General features: G+C 74.0%; 17 protein-coding genes and 1 pseudogene. 10 read left to right on the top strand and 8 right to left on the bottom strand.

Annotated features, from left to right (window positions below; translation table 11 throughout):
- Positions 1-344: 344 nt before the first annotated feature.
- Together ACZ45Q_RS29895 and ACZ45Q_RS29890 are read right to left on the bottom strand one after the other, a co-directional pair.
- On the bottom strand, positions 345-1,169 hold the full coding sequence (locus ACZ45Q_RS29895; protein ID WP_468266997.1) for an SAM-dependent methyltransferase: 825 nt from the start codon (positions 1,167-1,169) through the stop codon (positions 345-347).
- 83 nt (positions 1,170-1,252) lie between these two features.
- The gene (locus ACZ45Q_RS29890) at positions 1,253-1,789 is read right to left on the bottom strand and encodes a cysteine hydrolase family protein (protein ID WP_468266995.1); all 537 of its coding nucleotides are present in this window, start codon (positions 1,787-1,789) and stop codon (positions 1,253-1,255) included.
- Positions 1,790-1,913: 124 nt separating this feature from the next.
- Between ACZ45Q_RS29890 and ACZ45Q_RS29885 the strand changes: the two genes are divergently transcribed.
- On the top strand, positions 1,914-2,279 hold the full coding sequence (locus ACZ45Q_RS29885) for a transglycosylase family protein (RefSeq protein WP_468267016.1): 366 nt from the start codon (positions 1,914-1,916) through the stop codon (positions 2,277-2,279).
- 1 nt (position 2,280) lies between these two features.
- On the opposite strand, the gene ACZ45Q_RS29880 is transcribed toward ACZ45Q_RS29885, so the two are convergent.
- Positions 2,281-3,291 carry a helix-turn-helix transcriptional regulator gene (locus ACZ45Q_RS29880; protein ID WP_468266993.1) on the bottom strand — a complete coding sequence of 337 codons (1,011 nt, stop codon included), beginning with the start codon at positions 3,289-3,291 and terminating at the stop codon, positions 2,281-2,283.
- A 31-nt stretch (positions 3,292-3,322) separates the two neighbouring features.
- Positions 3,323-5,032, bottom strand: coding sequence for an amidohydrolase (locus ACZ45Q_RS29875; RefSeq protein ID WP_468266991.1), 1,710 nt, complete (start codon positions 5,030-5,032; stop codon positions 3,323-3,325).
- Positions 5,033-5,472: 440 nt separating this feature from the next.
- On the opposite strand from ACZ45Q_RS29875, the gene ACZ45Q_RS29870 reads away from it, so the two are divergent.
- Positions 5,473-6,042 (top strand): snapalysin family zinc-dependent metalloprotease, encoded by a 570-nt coding sequence (locus tag ACZ45Q_RS29870; RefSeq protein ID WP_468266989.1) that lies wholly within the window; start codon positions 5,473-5,475, stop codon positions 6,040-6,042.
- A 133-nt stretch (positions 6,043-6,175) separates the two neighbouring features.
- Here ACZ45Q_RS29870 and ACZ45Q_RS29865 read toward each other — a convergent pair whose 3' ends face one another.
- Positions 6,176-7,222: a fatty acid desaturase family protein gene (locus tag ACZ45Q_RS29865; RefSeq protein ID WP_468266987.1), complete on the bottom strand. Its 1,047-nt coding sequence runs from the start codon at positions 7,220-7,222 to the stop codon at positions 6,176-6,178.
- Positions 7,223-7,328: 106 nt separating this feature from the next.
- Complete coding sequence (locus tag ACZ45Q_RS29860; RefSeq protein ID WP_468266985.1) at positions 7,329-7,625, bottom strand: zinc-ribbon domain-containing protein; 297 nt, start codon at positions 7,623-7,625, stop codon at positions 7,329-7,331.
- Positions 7,626-7,786: 161 nt separating this feature from the next.
- Here ACZ45Q_RS29860 and ACZ45Q_RS29855 point away from each other — a divergent pair, with 161 nt between their 5' ends.
- From ACZ45Q_RS29855 to ACZ45Q_RS29830, 6 genes are all read left to right on the top strand, one after another.
- The gene (locus ACZ45Q_RS29855) at positions 7,787-8,128 is read left to right on the top strand and encodes an STAS domain-containing protein (protein WP_468266983.1); all 342 of its coding nucleotides are present in this window, start codon (positions 7,787-7,789) and stop codon (positions 8,126-8,128) included.
- 132 nt (positions 8,129-8,260) lie between these two features.
- On the top strand, positions 8,261-8,698 hold the full coding sequence (locus tag ACZ45Q_RS29850) for a Fur family transcriptional regulator (protein ID WP_468266981.1): 438 nt from the start codon (positions 8,261-8,263) through the stop codon (positions 8,696-8,698).
- 37 nt (positions 8,699-8,735) lie between these two features.
- Positions 8,736-10,952 carry a catalase/peroxidase HPI gene (gene katG, locus ACZ45Q_RS29845; RefSeq protein WP_468266979.1) on the top strand — a complete coding sequence of 739 codons (2,217 nt, stop codon included), beginning with the start codon at positions 8,736-8,738 and terminating at the stop codon, positions 10,950-10,952.
- A gap of 194 nt (positions 10,953-11,146) precedes the next feature.
- Positions 11,147-12,571, top strand: coding sequence for a Gfo/Idh/MocA family protein (locus tag ACZ45Q_RS29840; RefSeq protein ID WP_468266977.1), 1,425 nt, complete (start codon positions 11,147-11,149; stop codon positions 12,569-12,571).
- A gap of 51 nt (positions 12,572-12,622) precedes the next feature.
- Positions 12,623-12,967 carry a GNAT family N-acetyltransferase gene (locus ACZ45Q_RS29835; protein WP_468266975.1) on the top strand — a complete coding sequence of 115 codons (345 nt, stop codon included), beginning with the start codon at positions 12,623-12,625 and terminating at the stop codon, positions 12,965-12,967.
- 20 nt (positions 12,968-12,987) lie between these two features.
- Complete coding sequence (locus ACZ45Q_RS29830) at positions 12,988-13,401, top strand: PaaI family thioesterase (protein WP_468267015.1); 414 nt, start codon at positions 12,988-12,990, stop codon at positions 13,399-13,401.
- A gap of 193 nt (positions 13,402-13,594) precedes the next feature.
- Here ACZ45Q_RS29830 and ACZ45Q_RS29825 read toward each other — a convergent pair whose 3' ends face one another.
- Together ACZ45Q_RS29825 and ACZ45Q_RS29820 are read right to left on the bottom strand one after the other, a co-directional pair.
- On the bottom strand, positions 13,595-14,341 hold the full coding sequence (locus ACZ45Q_RS29825; protein WP_468266973.1) for a hypothetical protein: 747 nt from the start codon (positions 14,339-14,341) through the stop codon (positions 13,595-13,597).
- 138 nt (positions 14,342-14,479) lie between these two features.
- Positions 14,480-15,208, bottom strand: a pseudogene (locus ACZ45Q_RS29820) (alpha/beta hydrolase); the annotation flags it as partial.
- Positions 15,209-15,212: 4 nt separating this feature from the next.
- On the opposite strand from ACZ45Q_RS29820, the gene ACZ45Q_RS29815 reads away from it, so the two are divergent.
- Together ACZ45Q_RS29815 and ACZ45Q_RS29810 are read left to right on the top strand one after the other, a co-directional pair.
- The gene (locus ACZ45Q_RS29815; protein ID WP_468266971.1) at positions 15,213-15,662 is read left to right on the top strand and encodes a hypothetical protein; all 450 of its coding nucleotides are present in this window, start codon (positions 15,213-15,215) and stop codon (positions 15,660-15,662) included.
- An 11-nt stretch (positions 15,663-15,673) separates the two neighbouring features.
- Complete coding sequence (locus tag ACZ45Q_RS29810; RefSeq protein ID WP_468266969.1) at positions 15,674-19,048, top strand: pyruvate carboxylase; 3,375 nt, start codon at positions 15,674-15,676, stop codon at positions 19,046-19,048.
- Positions 19,049-19,051: the final 3 nt, after the last annotated feature.

The raw sequence follows: 19,051 nt of genomic DNA, 5'->3' as shown, positions 1-19,051 counted from the left end.
TTGTCCACGCCTAAGAAACCCCGCGCCTAAAAGGGTTTCCCCTCCCCGGGGGGGGGGGGGGGGGGGGGGGGGGGGGGGGGGTGGCCGGGGGGGGGGGGGGGGGGGGGGGGGGGGTGGGTTTTGTTTGGGGGGGGGGGGGGGGGGGGGGGGGGGGGGGGGGGAGGGGCCCCCCCCCCCCGCCACCTGCATGTCCGGGCCCCCCGCGCACCGCGCCGCCCGGAGCACCCGGTCGGGAACGGCCCGGGATCAGGGGCCGGGAACCGCCGGGACCACGGGCCGGGAGCCGCCGACCGTGCCCCGCCCGGGGCCGGAACCACGAGCCGGGAGCCGCCCGGGATCACGGGTCAGGAGGCGGCCGGCTTGTGCCCCACCCCGCCGAACATGGCGACCTCCGCCGGCAGCGGGTCGTCGCCGGCCTCCGGGCGCCAGCGGTTGCACGAGACCACGCCGGGCGGGAGCAGCTCCAGGCCGTCGAAGAACCGTTCGACGGCCTCCGGGGTGCGCTGGGTCAGCCGGGGCGTGCCGTGCTCGTTCCAGAAGGCCACCGCCGCGTCCACGTCCGGCATGTCCGGCCGGGTGATCGTGTGCGACAGCACCAGGTGGCTGCCGGCCGGCAGGGCGTCGACCAGGCGCCGCACGACGCCGTACGCCTCGGCGTCGTCCTCGACGAAGATGACGACGCCGAGCAGCATCAGCGCCACCGGCCGGCTCATGTCCAGCGTCCGGGCGGCGTGCTCCAGGATGACGTCGACGTTGCGCAGGTCCTCGTCGAGGTAGTCCGTGCGCCCCTGCGGGGTGCTGGTCAGGAGCGCCTCGGCGTGGGCCAGGACGATCGGGTCGTTGTCGACGTAGACCACCCGTGACTCGGGCGCGATGCGCTGGGCGACCTCGTGGGTGTTGTCCGCCGTCGGCAGCCCGGTGCCGATGTCGAGGAACTGCCGGATGCCGCACTCGCCGACGAGGTACCGCACGGCACGGCCGAGGAACTGCCGGTCCGCGGTCGCGTAGTCGCCGATCCCGGGGTGCAGTTCGCGTATCCGGTCGCCGGCCTGCTGGTCCACCGGGTAGTGGTCCTTGCCGCCCAGCCAGTAGTTCCAGATCCGGGCCGTGTGCGGCTGGTCCGTCTTGATTCTGTCGCGCAGCTCGCTCGACACGGTTCCGTCGGTCATGCCAAGTCCTCCGATGGGGCCGGTGATCCCTTACGGAGAAAGGTAGTTGACCCGACGGCGGCGCGGTGACCGGTCACCGCCCCTCACTGCCACACCTCGTGGGTGTCGCACACCCGCGCCCCCATGTTCCGCTCCATCATCCGCAGGGCGGCGTCCGCGAGGTCGGCGTGGATGTGGGCGACGGCGTCGCGGGGCACCACGACGCCGAGATGGCGGATGTGCGCGTCGAGGGCCGAGTAGAGCACGCACTGCTCCGTCACCTGGCCGCACAGGACCAGCCGGTCGACGTCCTGCTGCTGGAGCAGGTAGTCCAGCGGTGTCCCGAAGAAGATCGAGTGCCGGGCCTTGACCACGAACAGGGAACGGTCGTCGGGCCGCAGCGGCTCGACGAGGCCGGCGTGCGGGCCGGAGAGGGCCTTGTCCAGGAGTTCGCCGTGGTGCGAGCGCCACTCGCCGAAGTTGTCGTTGACGTAGATGACCGGAACGTCCCGCTCGCGCGCCTGCCGCAGCAGGCCGGCCAGCACCGGCACCACGGGCTTCACCGAGGGGATCAGCAGGTCGGCGTCCGGGTGGTCATAGGTGTTGATCATGTCGATGACGATCAGTGCGGTCCTGCCCATACGGTCAAGGCTGCCACTCGCCGGCGGCGGAGCCGGTCAGGCGCGGCCGCCATCCGTCCGGCGTACCCGCCGGCCCGTGCGACGCGTGCGTTCCGTGATCGTGTGTCACAGTCCGTTCATGAAGATGTGCCAGAACGATCATATGACCGGCCGGAGCCGTGCCGGGAAGCGCCGGATCACGACCGCCCTGGTGACCCTGACGGCCGCGGCGGCACTGAGCGTCCCTGCCACGGCCGCGGCGGCCCCGCCCGCCGCCGCTCCCTTCGGGCCCGACTGGGACGCCATCGCCGCGTGCGAGTCCGGGGGCGACTGGAAGGCCAACACCGGCAACGGGCACTACGGCGGACTCCAGTTCGCGCAGTCCAGCTGGATCGCGGCCGGCGGGCGCGAGTACGCCCCGCGTGCCGATCTGGCCACCCGTGCGGAGCAGATCGCCGTGGCCGAACGGCTGGCCGCGCTCCAGGGGATGTCGGCCTGGGCCTGCGCCTGACTCAGGGCACCGGCTCCAGCCCCCAGGCGGCGGCCCGCCCGGCCGCGGCGGCCCGGTTGGGGACGCCGAGCTTGGCGAGGATGTGCTCGATGTGCGTGGCGACCGTACGGACGCCGACCCCCAGGCGCCCGGCGATCTCCCGGTTGGTGCGCCTCCGGGTCAGCTCCGCCAGCACCTCCGTCTCGCGCACGGAGAGCGTGGCGGGGCGGGCGACGGCACGGCAGGCGGCGATCACCGCCGAGTCCCGGGCGGTCAGCCGGAGTTCGAGCAGCAGCCCCTGATAGGGGACCAGGAGTGTCGCGGGCAACGGCCGCCGGGCGGCGGTCAGCCGCACGAGGACGGTCAGCGGCGACGCGCCTCCGGTCAGCCCCGGCGGCGGCGTGCCGGTCACCGGCACCGGGTCCGCGTCCGGTGCCGCCGGCACCAGCACGGCGCAGCCGTCGGCCGCCGCCCCGCCGGTCCCCGGCCGCCCCAGCGGATCGGCGAGGGCGCCCAGGCACTCGCCCAGCAGGGCCAGCGCGGCACGGGAGCCGGCCGGCACCCGCCGCACCCGCGTGGTGCTCAGGTTCAGCATGCCGACGTACCGCCCGTCCGCGGCGAACAGGCACTGCGCGACACCGCCCCGCACGCCCAGCGGGTCCAGCACCTCGCGGATGCCGGGGGAGACGTGCCGCTCGGCGGGCGGCACGTCCTCCCACCAGCGCACGCCCTCCGGTGAGTTGCGGACGGCGGCGAAGGACGGGTCCTCGTGCAGCCGGGTCTCGATGTATGCGGTGGCGGGGGCGGGGTAGGTGCCCGCGAGGGTCAGGTGCCGGCGGCGCAGCGGGTCCCAGCGCGCCAGCGAGGCGAAGTCGTGGGCGACCAGCGCGGACAGCGCCGCCAGCACCGCGTCGCCGTCCGCCGTGCCGCGTGCGGCGTCCCGCGCGGCACGGCGCAGTTCCAGAGCGGCGGTGAGCACGTCCGCCGCCGGCCGCCGTGGTGGTGCCGCCGCCGGTCGCCGTGGTGCCGTCATGCGCCCAGCATGATCACCGGGCCCGGCCGGGTCAACCGGCCGTCTCGTCGTGCACCACCCGCCCCCCGACCGCGGTGAACACCACGGGCAGCTCCGGCAGGTCGTGCGGGTCGGTCGCGAGCAGGTCCCCGCCGACGGCGCACAGGTCGGCGGCCTTGCCCACCTCCAGCGAGCCCTTCCAGTCCTCCGCGAAGTCCTGCCAGGCCGCGTCGGCGGTGTACGTCCGCAGCGCCTCGGCGAGCCGGATGCGCTGGCCGGCGCCGCTGACCCGGCCGCTGCCCCGGGCCTTGCGCAGCACCATGGTCGACACGCCCTGCCGCCAGTCCGGGAAGGTCACGGGCGCGTCCGAGCCGCTGGTCACCCGCACCCCGGCGTCGAGGGCGTCGCGGTAGGGCCACTCGTAGGCCGCCCGGTGCGCACCGACGAACTCCTCCTCGATGTCCGCCACCGCCCACTTGATGGTCGGGTTCATGTTGACGCCGAAGCCGTGCTCCGCCAGCAGCTTCATGCCGCGGGCCGTGAGGAAGTCGCCGTGGATGACGTAGTGCCGGGCGTCGGGCCGCGGCCGCTCGGCCGCCGCCGCGGCGAAGGCGTCCGCGACCGCGTCGATGCACCGGTCGCCGGTGGCGTGGACCCCGATCTGGAGCCCCGCCGCGTGCGCGTGCCGGATCATCTCGGCGAGCCCCTCCGTGCGCTGTGCGTCGGTCTGCCCGCCGACGCACAGGGCGCCGTGCCCGCCGCCGACGTACGGCTCGTGCATCCAGGACGTCTTGTTCAGCGGGATGCCGTCGGCGAAGATCTTGACGCCCAGAACCCGCAGCAGGCGCGGATCGGCGCCGGACGGCACCCGCAGGCCGTCCAGCACGCGGACGAACTCCTCCGGGGTGCTCGCCATGCCGCTGGGCAGCAGGAGCACGCCGACCCTGGCGGTGAGTTCGCCCCGGGCCAGCAGGTCCTGGTAGGCGCCCAGGACGTCCTGGCCGAGGGCGCCGCGCATCAGGACGTCGCCGCCCGGTCCGAGGCCGGGCTCGGTGTAGCTGGTGACGCCGAGCCGGGCGAGGGTGGCCAGCGTGGCCTTGATCGCGTCGGCCTTCGCCTGCCGCGACGGCAGCGGCAGGGCGCGGTGCACCAGGTCCTGGGCGTCCTCCTGGAGGATTCCGGTCGGCTCGCCGGCCGCGTCGGTGACGACGCCGGTGCCGGAGGGGACGGGCGTGTGCCGGTCCACGCCGGCGCGGGCGAGGGCTGCGGAGTTGACCCAGGTGGCGTGTCCGGAGGCGGAGAACAGCAGCACCGGGTGGTCAGGGCTGACCGGGTCGAGGTCCTGGCGGCTCGGCAGCCGGCGTGGATCGGCGGCGCACTCCGCGAGGGAGGGCAGGTCCCAGCCGTGCCCGACGACCCATTCCCCGGCGGGCGTGTGCCGCACCGCCTCGCGCACCGTGCGGACCACGTCGGTGACCGAGCGCACGGCGGGCGGGGTCAGGTCGAGGGAGAGCGGCGGCCGGGTCAGTCCGAAGGCGCAGCCGTGCAGGTGGGCGTCGTTGATGCCGGGCAGCAGCGTGCCGCCCCGCAGGTCGACGACCCGGGTGCCGCGGCCGGCGTGCGCCATGACCTCGTCGCGGTCGCCGACCGCCGCGACGACGCCGTCGGTCACCGCCAGGGCGGAGGCCACGGTGAAGTCCGCGTCGACCGTGAGCACACGGCCGTCGACGAAGACGAGATCGGCAGGGGGTACGGCAGCCAAGGCGGGGTCCTTTCCGTCGGCAGGGGGCGGCAGCGGGTGCTGCGGCACGCACTCTGCCCGCGCCGGACAGGACCCCGCATCGGTCATCCGACGGAGGGCCGGCGGAGGGGCGGAGCGGGTCGGCGGCGGAGTGGAACGGCTCGGCGGAGGGGCGGAGCGGGCCGGCGGAGAGCGGAACGGGCCGGCGGACGGGCGGAACGGGGCTGCGGAGGGGCGGAGCGGGCCGGCGGACGGGCGGGACCCGCCGAACTGGCTGACAGCGGGCCGGGCCGCCCCGGCCGCGACGAGACAGGGACGTCCTCCGCCCCCCACGGCGCCGGCGGGTACCGGCCCGCACGCCGCTCCGCCCGCCGATCGAGGGATTGGCGCCCGGCCCCCGCGGGCAGTGAGCCCCACGTATGTCATGCGCACGACTGCCTTCCCCCACAAGGAGGTCGACCATGCACGTCCGCAAGCTCACCCTCGGAGCCGCCGCCGCACTGGCGGTCACCTTCCCCCTCGCCGGCGGTCAGGCCGCCGCGGCCCCCTCCCCGGGCCCGGACCACGCGCGGGCCGCCCGGGTGCTCACCTACGACGCCCGCGGCGCCGCGGAGTTCAAGGCGGCCGTCGACCGGGGCGCACGGATATGGAACGAGAGCGTCGACGCCGTCGAACTGCGCCCGGCCGCGACCGGACAGCGCGCCGACATCCGGGTCCTCGCGGACAACGGCTGGCCGCGCGCCCTGCCCACGTCCCTGGGCAAGGGCACGGTCTACATCGGCCGGCAGGCCGTGAACCAGGGCTACGACACGGTCCGCATCTCCTCCCACGAACTCGGTCACATCCTGGGCCTGCCCGACCGCAAGCCCGGCCCCTGCTCCAGCCTGATGTCCGGATCCACCGCGGGCACCTCCTGCACCAACCCCTACCCCGACGCCGCCGAACGCGCCGAGGTCGAGGACAACTTCGGCGGCGCGCTCACCACCCCGCGCGGCGCCGCGGAGCCCCGGGCGGGCCTGATCGTCGGCTGACGCCCGCCCGAGCCGGCCCGGACGCCGACGGGCCGGGCCGGCCGGTCGGGGCGTGAGGCGTACGGGACATGACGGGGACACATCCGCGCCCGCCTCGCCGGGGCCGGCCTCCGGTGAGGGAAGCCGGGCCGCTTCACCGCTCGGCGCGCAGTGGCTCGCCGACGCTCCTGAGGTGCCGCAGGGCCTCGCGGTGCGAGGCGAGCAGCCCGGTCTGGTGGTACGGAATGCCCAGCTCGGCGCAGTACCGCTCGGTGATGACCTGCGCCCTGCCCAGGGCCGGTGTCGGCATGCTCGGGAACAGGTGGTGCTCGATCTGGTAGTTCAGGCCGCCCATGAACGCGTCCACGATCACCCCGCCGCGCACGTTGCGGGAGGTGAGGACCTGCCGGCGCAGGAAGTCCAGCCGCATGCCGTCCTCGATCATCGGCATGCCCTTGTGGTTGGGTGCGAAGACCGAGCCGAGGTAGATCCCGAACAGGCCCTGGTGGACGGCGATGAAGGCCAGCGCCTTGCCCGGGGGGAGAACGGCGAACAGGCCGCCGAAATAGACCAGGAAATGAAGGACGAGAAGGGTCCCCTCCAGCACGGGCCGTTTCATCGACGGACTGCGCAGCGCCCGGAAACTGCTGAAACTCAGATTCAGCCCCTCCAGGGTCAGCAGCGGAAAGAAAAGCGCCGCCTGATACCGGCCCATGAAACGCGGAAGTCCCTTCGCCGCATGTGCCTGACGGCGTGACCAGACCAGAATGTCCGGGGAGACGTCCGGGTCCTTCTCCTCGTGGTTCGGGTTGGCGTGGTGGCGGGTGTGCTTGTTCATCCACCAGCCGTAGCTCATGCCCAGCAGCACGTTCGCCACCAGCAGGCCGCCGGTCTCACTGGGCCGCCTACGGGAGAAGACCTGCCGGTGGGCGAGGTCGTGGGCCGCCAGCCCGAGCTGACCGGACACCAGCGCCGCGGCGGCTGCGACGAACACCTGCCCCCAGTCGTCGCCCAGGACGACGAACGCGGCGACACACCCCGCGAGCGCGAGGGCCACCGCCGTGAAACGGAGCGTGTAGTAGAGCGGGCGACGACGCAGCAGCCCCGCCTGCGAAATGCGGCGGGACAGCTCGGAAAAGTCGCTTCCCGAGGCCCGTTCGCGCGTGGTCGACGGTTCGGGAAGCACAGTGGAATCGGCCATGCGCCTCAGTATGTGAACGGCGCGGTGCCCGCACAATGCGGCTGGCCCCCAGCACGGGGTGGAGGTAGCACCACCCCGTAGGGCGGGGTTCTCCCCGGACCGGCGGTCAGGACCGGTAGTGCTGCTGCGGCTGTCCGTGGGCCTGGCCGCCGGGGCCGCCGGGCCCGCCGGACGCCTGCGCCTGCAACTGCTCGGCCTGCTCCGCGGTGACCCGCTGCTCCGCACCGCAGAACGTGCACTGCGTGGCGTATTTCGTCGAGACGGGGAACAGCGGGACGAAGAACAGCGTGAACTTCGTGACGCGCTTCCTGAGCGTGTGCGCGGCGGGATTCCCGCACTGGCCGCACACCAGCGTCAGTATCGCGAGCTGGTAGAGATACCCCTTGGTACCGAAGATGATCATCTCGATCGACGTCCTTCCCGGTCGGTGCCTGCTCACACAGTGCCAGAGAGCCGCGACGCGCTGTCGCGGAGGGCCCGATCGCCATGCCCGGCCCCGCCCGCGTTGCGACAATGGGTGGCGTACGGCCTACCGCGTACCCCGCCTGCTGCGAGGAGGCTGCCGTGGCACAGGAACACCCCGCGCGACCCCTGGCGGGCACGGTCCGGATCGGCGAGGCCGACGAGCGGCGGGCGGTCCTGGTGCTCACCGGCGACCTGCGCGGCGCCCCGGCCCTGCGGGAGCTGGAGCGGCTGCTGCTCGGTGAGCCGCTGCGGCGGTCGGAGAGCTGGGTGCTGGACGTGAGGGACCTCGACCATCTCGGCCTCGCCTGTGCCTATGCCGTGCTGCGTGCCGTGACGAGTGCCCCGCGGCGGGTCCCGCTCACCGTCCGCGGCGCCCACCGCCCCGTCCGCCGGACCCTGCGGGAGGCCGGCCTCGACGCCGTGGCCCGGTTCGAGGAGTAGCCCGCGGCCGGGGGCCCCGGCCGCGCCCACGGCCCCGTCACTCCACGCGACCTCGCGTTCACCCGACGGCGTCTTACATTGGAATGCTTCGTTTCCTTGAGTCGGTCCGGTTATGAGGATAGGTTCGCCCGCATGACGGGAGCCCAGTCCGCGACCCCCGCCGAGGACCTCCGGCGTGCCGGCCTGCGTGTCACCGCGGCGCGGGTCGCGCTGCTCGAGACGGTCCGCGAGGGCGGCCATCTCGACGCCGAGTCGATCGCCTCCGGGGTGCGGCGCCGCGTCGGCCGTATCACCGTGCAGGCCGTCTACGAGGGCCTGCACGCGCTCACCGCCGCCGGCCTCGTGCGCCGTATCGACCCGCCCGGCAGCCCCGCCCGCTTCGAGGGGCGGATCGGGGACAACCACCACCACCTCGTCTGCCGGTCCTGCGGGGCCGTCGCCGACGTCGACTGCGCCGTCGGCGAGGCGCCCTGTCTGACCGCCTCCGACGACCACGGCTTCACGATCGACGAGGCCGAGGTCATCTACCGGGGCCTGTGCCCCGGATGTTCCACCGCTCCCACAACCTGAGCACTGAGATCCGCCAGTCCGGAAGGAACGGAACACCATGTCCGAGAACCACGACGCCATCGTCACCGACGCGAAGACCGAGGACGCCGGCGGCTGCCCGGTCGCGCACGGGCGCGCCCTCCACCCGACCCAGGGCGGCGGAAACCGTCAGTGGTGGCCGGAGCGGCTCAACCTGAAGATCCTGGCCAAGAACCCGGCCGAGGCCAACCCGCTCGGTGAGGACTTCGACTACGCGGCGGCCTTCCAGAGCCTGGACCTGGCCGCGGTCAAGCGGGACATCGCGGAGGTGCTCACCACCTCGCAGGACTGGTGGCCCGCCGACTTCGGCCACTACGGCCCGCTGATGATCCGGATGGCCTGGCACAGCGCGGGCACCTACCGCATCAGCGACGGCCGCGGCGGCGCGGGCGCCGGTCAGCAGCGCTTCGCCCCGCTCAACAGCTGGCCGGACAACGGTAACCTCGACAAGGCCCGCCGGCTGCTGTGGCCGGTGAAGAAGAAGTACGGGCAGTCCATCTCCTGGGCCGACCTGCTGATCCTCACCGGCAACGTCGCCCTGGAGCAGATGGGCTTCGAGACCTTCGGCTTCGGCGGCGGCCGCGAGGACGTCTGGGAGCCGGAGGAGGACGTCTACTGGGGTCCCGAGACCACCTGGCTCGACGACCAGCGCTACAGCGGCGACCGCGAGCTGGAGAACCCGCTCGGCGCGGTCCAGATGGGCCTGATCTACGTCAACCCGGAGGGCCCCAACGGCAACCCGGACCCGGTCGCCGCGGCCCGCGACATCCGTGAGACGTTCCGCCGCATGGCGATGAACGACGAGGAGACCGTCGCCCTGATCGCCGGCGGCCACACCTTCGGCAAGACCCACGGCGCCGGCCCCGCCGACAGCGTCGGCCCCGACCCCGAGGCCGCCTCCATGGAGGAGCAGGGCCTGGGCTGGCGCAACACCCACGGCACCGGCAAGGGCGCGGACGCCATCACCTCCGGCCTGGAGGTCACCTGGACCACCACCCCGACGCAGTGGAGCAACGGGTTCTTCAAGAACCTCTTCGAGTACGAGTACGAGCTGGAGCAGAGCCCGGCCGGCGCCCACCAGTGGGTGGCCAAGGACGCCCCGGAGATCATCCCGGACGCGCACGACCCGTCGAAGAAGCACCGCCCGCGGATGCTGACCACCGACCTGTCGCTGCGCTTCGACCCGGTCTACGAGCAGATCTCCCGCCGGTTCTACGAGAACCCGGACGAGTTCGCCGACGCCTTCGCCCGCGCCTGGTACAAGCTGACCCACCGCGACATGGGCCCGAAGTCGCTGTACCTCGGCCCGGAGGTCCCTCAGGAGACCCTGCTGTGGCAGGACCCGCTGCCGGAGCAGGAGGGCGAGGTCATCGACGCCGCCGACATCGCGGCGCTGAAGGCGAAGCTCCTCGACTCGGGCCTGACCGTCTCCCAGCTGGTCGCCACCGCGTGGGCGTCGGCCTCCACGTTCCGCGGCAGCGACAAGCGCGGCGGCGCCAACGGCGCCCGCATCCGCCTGGAGCCGCAGCGCACCTGGGAGGTCAACGACCCCGACCAGCTCGCGGTCGTGCTGCGCACCCTGGAGAGCGTCCAGCAGGACTGGAACACCGGCGCCCGGAAGGTCTCCCTCGCCGACCTGATCGTCCTCGGCGGCTGCGCCGCGATCGAGAAGGCCGCCAAGGAGGCCGGGTTCGAGATCGAGGTGCCGTTCACCCCGGGCCGGGTCGACGCCACCGAGGAGCACACGGACGCCGAGTCGTTCGCCGCGCTGGAGCCGGCCGCCGACGGTTTCCGCAACTACCTGGGCAAGGGCAACCGGCTGCCGGCCGAGTACCTGCTGCTCGACCGGGCCAACCTGCTCACCCTGAGCGCCCCCGAGATGACCGTCCTCGTCGGCGGCCTGCGGGTCCTGGGCGCCAACCACCAGCAGTCGCAGCTGGGCGTCTTCACCAAGACCCCGGGCGCGCTGACCAACGACTTCTTCGTCAACCTGCTCGACCTGGGCACGACGTGGAAGTCGACGTCCGAGGACCAGACCACGTTCGAGGGCCGTGACGCCGCCACCGGCGAGCTGAAGTGGGCGGGCAGCCGCGCCGACCTGGTCTTCGGCTCCAACTCCGAGCTGCGGGCGCTCGCCGAGGTCTACGCCAGTGACGACGCCAAGGAGAAGTTCGTGCGGGACTTCGTGGCGGCGTGGGACAAGGTGATGAACCTGGACCGCTTCGACCTGGTCTGATCCCCCCCCGCCCGCACAGGCCGGCCGGTGTCCCACCGGCCGGCCTGTCGCATGTCCGGGACGGACCTCGCGATGCGCAATGTTGCTCGAAGTGGCTTGTCTGTGAGCACGTATTGACATGGAAATGGCAATGCCCGCAGAGTCGTGCCTCGACAGTGATGCACGGCCTCCACTCACCGAGGAGCGTTGCCGCCATGTCCAAGTTCCCCTCCCTCTCCCGCCGTTCGCTCCTGGGCAGCGCCGCCGCCGGCGGGGTGCTGGCGACCGGGCTCGCCGGTCCGGCACAGGCCGCGCCGGCGGCGACCGGAGCGGCGCCCGGCCGCAGACCCGGTCAGAAGTCGATGACCGGCGTGCCCTTCGACACCCACCGGACCGTCCGCGTCGGCGTGATCGGGCTCGGCAACCGCGGCGGGGGCATGATCACGGGCTGGGCGGCCGTCCCCGGATGCACCGTGACCGCGGTCTGCGACATCCGCGCCGACCGGGCCGAGCGCGCCGCCGACCGGCTTCAGAGCAGGGGCGAGCCGCGCCCCGCCTCGTACGGCGGCTCCGCGGACTCCTACCGGCGGATGCTCGCGCGCGACGACATCGACCTGGTCTACGTCGCCACGCCCTGGGAGTTCCACCACGAACACGGCCGGGCGGCACTGCTCGGCGGCAAGCACGCCATGGTCGAACTCCCGGTCGCGACCGAACTGAGCGAACTGTGGGACCTGGTCGACACCTCCGAGCGCACCCGCAGGCACCTGATGCTGGCGGAGAACTGCAGCTACGGACGGAACGAGCTGGCCATGCTCAAGGCCGCGCACGCCGGGCTGTTCGGGGAGCTCACCCACGGCCACGGCGGCTACCTGCACGACCTGCGCGAACTGCTGTTCTCCGACACCTACTACACCGACGCCTGGCGGCGCCTGTGGCACACCCGCAGCACCGCCTGCTTCTACCCCATGCACGGGCTCGCCCCGATCGCGGCGGCCATGGACGTCAACCGCGGCGACCGCCTGACCACCCTGGCCGCCACCGCGTCCGCCGCGAAGGGCCTGGCCGACTACCGGGAACGGTTCGTCCCCCGCGACCACCCGTCCTGGAAGGAGACCTACATCAACGGCGACCGGATCACCTGCATGATCGAAACCGCGCAGGGCCGGATGATCCGCGCCGAGCACGACGTCAGCTCCCCGCGCCCCTACAGCCGCATCAACACGCTCGCCGGCAGCCGGGGCATCGTCGAGGACTACGCGGGACCGGCGCCGACCGGGGCCCGCATCTACGTCGAACCCGACCACAGCGGCCACTCCTGGCGCGACTTCGAGACCTACCGCAAGGAGTTCGACCACTGGCTGTGGCGGAAGGTCGGCGACGACGCCGCGAACAACGGCGGCCACGGCGGCATGGACTACGTCCTTCAGTGGCGCACGGTGCAGCTGATGCGCGCGGGGCTCGTGCCGGACATCGACGTCTACGACTCGGCGGCCTGGTGCTCCCCCGTCCCGCTGAGCGTCGCCTCGCTCGAACGCAACGGCCGCCCGGTCGAGGTCCCCGACTTCACCCGGGGCGCCTGGCGGAAGAAGCGGCCCGGCCTGGACTCCCGCGAGTCGGAGATGCCGCCCGTCGGCTGACGGCGGAAAAGCGCGGGCGCCCGCCCTGCCGTTCGTCGCATACTCGTCGGCGTGATCGAGACACGGGGGGCGGGCCCCGACGGATGGCGGCAGTGGCGCGCGCTGCGGCCGGCCGCCCTCGCCGGGGCACCGCACGCGTTCGGCGCCACACCGGCCGAGTGGCGGGGCGGGGGCGACCGCGAGGAGCGGTGGCGGGCCCGGCTGGCGGTCCCCGGGTCGTACCACCTCGTCGCCCGCCTCGACGGCAGGCCGGCCGGGATGGCGAGCGGCGTCCCGGGCGAGGAGCCGGGCCCGGCGGAGCTGATCTCGCTGTGCGTCGGCCCCGCCGCCCGCGGCCGAGGGGTCGGCGCACGCCTGGTCGACGAGGTCGACTCGACGAGGAGGACCGGCACATGACGGACGAGGGGGACCGGCACATGACCGACATCCCGGACCTGGCGGCAGCTCAGCAGGTGCTGGCGGCCCAGCCGTTCAGCCGGCTGCTCGGCGCCCGGCTGACCGGATTCGGCCCGGGCGAGGCGACGCTCGAGCTGGACATCCGCGACGACCTGCGCCAGCAGAACGGTTTCGTGCACGGCGGCGTGCTCGCCTACGCGGCCGACAACGCGCTGACCTTCGCCGCGGGCACCGTGGCCGGCGCCCGGCTGCTGACCGCCGGCTTCACCCTGGACTACCTGCGCCCCGCCGGCGGCGCCCTGCTGCGCGCCCACGCACGGGTCGTCCGGGCGGGCCGCTCCCGCGTCGTGTGCCGGTGCGACATCTCCGCGGTGGACGAGGCGGGGAACCCGACCCTGTGCGCCGTGGCGCAGGGCTCCGTCGCCGTGTCGTAGACAGGCCCTTGGCGGCCGGTCGGGCCGTGGGAGCGAGTCGCCGGGCAGGGCGACGGCGCCGGGCCGGCCCGGCCGACCGAGACCGGCCGACCGGGGCGGCCGACCGAGACCGGCCGACCGGGGCGGCCGACCGAGACCGGCCGACCGGGGCGGCCGACCGAGACCGGCCGACCGGGGCGGCCGACCGGCCCGGTCAGGCGCGCAGCGCCGACACCGGCCCCATCACGACCACCGGCTCCTTCTCCGGGTCCAGCCGCCGCAGCAGCGCCCGCATGTGCTCCCTGTCGAGGGACAGACAGGCGTTGGTCGGGCCGCCGTGGTCCACATGGACCCAGACCCCGCCGCCCCGACCCGCGCCGAGGGGCCGTCTCTTGTCGAGCGGGGTGGTGCCGGGCACCCGGTTGTAGTCGATGGCCACCACATAGTCGAACGAGCCCTCCAGCGGCTCGCCGAGGTGCCCGGTGCCCGAGATGGCGAACTCCGGGTCCTGGTCGTAGGGCAGCCGGGTCCCCGGGTCGGGCAGCCGACCCCCGGCGTCCCGCAGCCCGAACACCCCGATCGGCGTGCGCAGGTCGCCCGCGTGGTGATCGCGGGTCCAACCCCGCAGGCCGTTGTGGGCCGGCCAGGGCCCGGCGACCGGACGCCAGCCGCGGACCGGGTCCTTCTCGTACAGCACCGCGTCCGACCCGGCCGTGTTCATGGTCGTGCCCTCGACGATCAGGACCTGCCGGGTGTCCTCGGGGACACGGGACCGCGTCACGGGCCCGAGGCCGGGCAGCGGCCGGGCCGCCGGGGCGGTGGAGGCCGGCGCGGCCGGGGCGCCCGAGGCGCGGCCGGGAGCGGGGGAGTCCTCCCCGGGCCGTGGCGCACAGCCGGTCGCGAGCGCCCCGGTGCACAGGACAGCGCTGATCACGAGGGTCAGTGCCTTCCGGACGGTCATACAGCCTCCGACTCCAGGGGGTGGACAACTCATTGCTTGACCGCCGAGCATCCGGTTGCGCCCCACTCCCCGCCCGCGTCCCCCGTACGGCGCAGCCCGACCGTGGGCGGTGCCGCGGGCCGGCCGGTGGCGGACCGGTCACGCCGTCAGGTGGGCGAGGACCGCGCGCATCGCGTGCCGCAGCGCCGTGCGGGACTCCTCCGCCGGGTCGGCGGTGTCGAAGCCGTGGTGGCCGTGGGGCACGTCGACCACCTCGACCCGCGCCCGGCAGTCCCCGGCGGCGGTCAGGAAGGCGTCGACGGTCGCGGCGATCCCGGGCAGCTCCAGCCCCGCCCGGATCAGCACCACGGGCAGGTCACCCGCCTCGGCCACCGCGTCCGCCGGCCGGAACCGGCCCTGCTCGAGCCCCCAGCCCGGCAGCGGCGCCAGGACCGGATAGGAGGCCGCGACACAGCGCAGCCAGGGCGGGGGAGCGGCCAGCCACTCGGCCGCGAGCAGTCCGCCGCCGGAGAAGAACCACAGCGCGATCCGGTCCGCGTCCACGCGGGGATCGGCCCGGACCGACTCCACCGCCGCGGTCACGTCCGCGGCGGCACGCCCGTAGTCGGACAGGTCGTGCAGGCGGTGGTCCACCGTCACCCCCACTGCCCCCCGCTCCGCCGCGAACCGGGCGTGCCCCGTCAGACCGGGCCAGTCGCGGGGCGCCGGCCGGGCGCCCTCGGGGACCGGACCGCCGTGGACGAACACCACCGCCGGGCGCGGCCCTCCGGCGGCGGGCAGGTACAGGTCGACGCGCTCGCCGCGCTCACGCGGGAACTCGGGCACGTCCAGCACGAACGGGCGCAGGTGCGGGGGCGAAGCCGAGGCGGCCGTGCTGTACGAAGGGCTCGCCGAGGCGTACGACCTGGCGCGCGTGTCCCTGCGGGGCGGGCGCCCGCCCCGCGCGGGCGAGGCGCTGGACTGCTTCGTGGCGGCCTACGCCGGCACGTACGGCACGAGGGACAGCCCCGGGCTGCGCCGGCTGCTGGCCGCGCAACTGCCGGCCGACCCTCGCATCGACCGCTACTGGGACCTCGTGTCCCAGGTGACCACCGCGCCCGGCGGCCGTCCGGAGCCTACCCCCGGCTCCGCGCACGACTGGCTGCTCGGGGCCCTGGCGGACGAGGTCGAGGAGCAGGCAGGGGAGCAGACCGGGGGCCAGCACGCCGCACCGGCCCGAACGGGCGCCGGAAAGGCCCGGCGGGAAGGGCCGAGTGGCCCGAGTCACATGGCGTACCGCGGGTGCCACCGACACCATGGTCTTTCGTCACCGGCAGGCTGAAGGGATCACCGATGTTCCGCAAGGTGCTGGTAGCCAACCGCGGTGAGATCGCGATTCGCGCGTTCCGCGCGGGCTACGAGCTGGGCGCCCGAACCGTTGCCGTCTTCCCGCACGAGGACCGCAACTCGCTGCACCGCATGAAGGCCGACGAAGCCTACGAGATCGGGCAGCCCGGCCATCCCGTCCGTGCCTACCTCTCCGTGGCGGAGATCGTGCGCGCGGCCCGCCGGGCGGGGGCGGACGCCGTGTACCCGGGGTACGGCTTCCTGTCCGAGAACCCCGACCTGGCGCGGGCCTGCGAGGAGGCGGGCATCACCTTCGTCGGCCCCAGCGCCGACATCCTGGAGCTGACCGGCAACAAGGCGCGCGCCGTGGCCGCCGCCCGCGAGGCCGGCGTCCCGGTCCTCGGCTCCTCGGCACCCTCCACCGACGTGGACGAACTCGTCCGCGCCGCCGACGGCATCGGCTTCCCCGTCTTCGTCAAGGCCGTGGCAGGCGGCGGCGGACGCGGCATGCGCCGCGTGGAGGACCCCGCCCAGCTGCGCGAGGCCATCGAGGCCGCGTCCCGGGAGGCGGCGTCCGCGTTCGGCGACGCCACCGTCTTCCTGGAGAAGGCCGTCGTCGAACCACGCCACATCGAGGTGCAGATCCTCGCCGACGGCGAGGGCGATGTCATCCACCTGTTCGAACGGGACTGCTCGGTGCAGCGCCGCCACCAGAAGGTGATCGAGCTGGCGCCCGCGCCCAACCTCGACCCTCGGCTGCGCGACCGCATCTGCGCCGACGCCGTGCGCTTCGCCCGGCAGATCGGCTACCGCAACGCCGGCACGGTGGAGTTCCTCCTCGACCGCGACGGCAACCACGTCTTCATCGAGATGAACCCGCGCATCCAGGTCGAGCACACGGTCACCGAGGAGGTCACCGACGTCGACCTGGTCCAGTCCCAGCTGCGCATCGCCGCCGGCGAGACGCTGGCCGACCTCGGGCTCGCCCAGGACACCGTCACCCTGCGCGGCGCCGCCCTCCAGTGCCGGATCACCACCGAGGACCCCGCCAACGGCTTCCGCCCGGACACCGGGCAGATCAGCGCCTACCGCTCACCCGGCGGTTCCGGCATCCGCCTCGACGGCGGCACCACCCACGCCGGTACGGAGATCAGCGCGCACTTCGACTCGATGCTGGTCAAGCTCACCTGCCGGGGCCGGGACTTCGCCACCGCGGTGGGCCGCGCCCGGCGCGCGGTGGCCGAGTTCCGCATCCGCGGCGTGGCCACCAACATCCCGTTCCTGCAAGCGGTGCTGGACGACCCGGACTTCCAGGCCGGCCGGGTCACCACCTCCTTCATCGAGCAGCGCCCCGGACTGCTCACCGCCCGCCACTCCGCCGACCGCGGCACCAAGCTGCTGACGTACCTCGCCGACGTCACGGTGAACAAGCCGCACGGCGAACGGCCCCGCCTGATCGACCCGATGACCAAGATCCCGCCGCTGCCCGCGGGAGAGCCCCCGGCCGGCTCCCGGCAGCGGCTCGCCGAACTCGGCCCCGACGGCTTCGCCCGGTGGCTGCGCGAGTCGCCCACCATAGGCGTCACCGACACCACCTTCCGCGACGCCCACCAGTCGCTGCTCGCCACCCGGGTGCGCACCAAGGACATGCTCGCCGTCGCCCCGGTCGTCGCCCGCACCCTGCCCCAGCTGCTGTCGCTGGAGTGCTGGGGCGGCGCCACCTACGACGTCGCCCTGCGCTTCCTCGCCGAGGACCCGTGGGAACGGCTCGCCGCGCTGCGCGAGGCGGTGCCCAACATCTGCCTCCAGATGCTGCTGCGCGGCCGCAACACCGTCGGCTACACCCCGTACCCGACCGAGGTCACCGACGCCTTCGTCCAGGAGGCGGCGGCCACCGGCATCGACGTCTTCCGCATCTTCGACGCCCTCAACGACGTCGGCCAGATGCGGCCCGCCATCGAGGCCGTACGGGAGACGGGCACGGCCGTCGCCGAGGTCGCCCTGTGCTACACCGGCGACCTGTCCGACCCCGGCGAGCGGCTCTACACCCTCGACTACTACCTGCGCCTGGCCGAGCGGATCGTCGACGCCGGCGCCCACGTCCTGGCCGTCAAGGACATGGCCGGCCTGCTGCGCGCACCGGCCGCCGCGACCCTCGTGTCCGCCCTGCGGCGGGAGTTCGACCTGCCGGTGCACCTGCACACCCACGACACCGCCGGCGGCCAGCTCGCCACCTACCTGGCCGCGATCCAGGCCGGCGCCGACGCGGTGGACGGTGCGGTGGCGTCCATGGCCGGCACCACCTCCCAGCCCTCCCTGTCGGCGATCGTCGCCGCCACCGACCACTCCGGCCGGCCCACCGGCCTCGACCTCCAGGCGGTCGGCGACCTGGAGCCGTACTGGGAGAGCGTCCGCAAGGTCTACGCCCCCTTCGAGGCGGGTCTCGCCTCGCCGACCGGCCGCGTCTACCACCACGAGATCCCGGGCGGCCAGCTGTCCAACCTGCGCACCCAGGCGATCGCGCTCGGCCTCGGCGACCGGTTCGAGGACATCGAGGCGATGTACGCCGCCGCCGACCGCATGCTGGGCCGCCTGGTGAAGGTGACCCCGTCCTCCAAGGTGGTCGGCGACCTCGCCCTGCACCTGGTCGGCGCGGGGGTGGACCCCGCGGACTTCGAGGCGGATCCGGACCGGTACGACATCCCGGACTCCGTGATCGGCTTCCTGCGCGGCGAGCTGGGCACGCCGCCCGGCGGCTGGCCCGAGCCGTTCCGCAGCAAGGCACTGCGCGGCCGCGCGGAGGCCAAGCCCGTGCGGGAGCTGTCCGCCGACGACCGCGAGGGGCTCGCCAAGGACCGGCGGGCCACGCTCAACCGCCTGCTGTTCCCCGGCCCGACGCGCGAGTTCGAGACGCACCGCGGCACCTACGGCGACACCAGCGTCCTGGACAGCAAGGACTTCTTCTACGGGCTGCGCCCCGGCACCGAGTACACCGTCGACCTCGAACCGGGCGTCCGGCTGCTCATCGAGCTCCAGGCGATCGGCGACGCCGACGAGCGCGGCATGCGCACCGTGATGTCCTCCCTCAACGGCCAGCTGCGTCCCATCCAGGTCCGCGACCGGGCCGCTGCCTCCGACGTCCCCGTCACCGAGAAGGCCGACCGGGGCAATCCCGGCCACGTCCCGGCGCCGTTCGCCGGCGTGGTGACCCTCGCGGTGGCCGAGGGCGACGCCGTGGAGGCCGGCGCCACGGTCGCCACCATCGAGGCGATGAAGATGGAGGCCGCCATCACCGCGCCGAAGTCCGGCACGGTGGCGAGGCTGGCCATCAACCGCGTCCAGCAGGTGGAGGGCGGCGACCTCCTGGTCGAACTCGCCTGACCC

This window comes from Streptomyces sp. NPDC031049, from assembly GCF_055571015.1.
The sequence above is the reverse complement of the archived record's forward strand: the minus strand, read 5'-3'. Positions and strand labels throughout refer to the sequence as shown.

Coding starts and splice junctions, on each gene's coding strand:
- ACZ45Q_RS29895 (WP_468266997.1), bottom strand. CDS start 1,169: ATGACCGACGGAACCGTGTCGAGCGAGCTGCGCGACAGAATCAAGACG.
- ACZ45Q_RS29890 (WP_468266995.1), bottom strand. CDS start 1,789: ATGGGCAGGACCGCACTGATCGTCATCGACATGATCAACACCTATGAC.
- ACZ45Q_RS29885 (WP_468267016.1), top strand. CDS start 1,914: ATGTGCCAGAACGATCATATGACCGGCCGGAGCCGTGCCGGGAAGCGC.
- ACZ45Q_RS29880 (WP_468266993.1), bottom strand. CDS start 3,291: ATGACGGCACCACGGCGACCGGCGGCGGCACCACCACGGCGGCCGGCG.
- ACZ45Q_RS29870 (WP_468266989.1), top strand. CDS start 5,473: ATGCACGTCCGCAAGCTCACCCTCGGAGCCGCCGCCGCACTGGCGGTC.
- ACZ45Q_RS29865 (WP_468266987.1), bottom strand. CDS start 7,222: ATGGCCGATTCCACTGTGCTTCCCGAACCGTCGACCACGCGCGAACGG.
- ACZ45Q_RS29860 (WP_468266985.1), bottom strand. CDS start 7,625: ATGATCATCTTCGGTACCAAGGGGTATCTCTACCAGCTCGCGATACTG.
- ACZ45Q_RS29850 (WP_468266981.1), top strand. CDS start 8,261: ATGACGGGAGCCCAGTCCGCGACCCCCGCCGAGGACCTCCGGCGTGCC.
- katG (WP_468266979.1), top strand. CDS start 8,736: ATGTCCGAGAACCACGACGCCATCGTCACCGACGCGAAGACCGAGGAC.
- ACZ45Q_RS29840 (WP_468266977.1), top strand. CDS start 11,147: ATGTCCAAGTTCCCCTCCCTCTCCCGCCGTTCGCTCCTGGGCAGCGCC.
- ACZ45Q_RS29830 (WP_468267015.1), top strand. CDS start 12,988: ATGACCGACATCCCGGACCTGGCGGCAGCTCAGCAGGTGCTGGCGGCC.
- ACZ45Q_RS29825 (WP_468266973.1), bottom strand. CDS start 14,341: ATGACCGTCCGGAAGGCACTGACCCTCGTGATCAGCGCTGTCCTGTGC.
- ACZ45Q_RS29810 (WP_468266969.1), top strand. CDS start 15,674: ATGTTCCGCAAGGTGCTGGTAGCCAACCGCGGTGAGATCGCGATTCGC.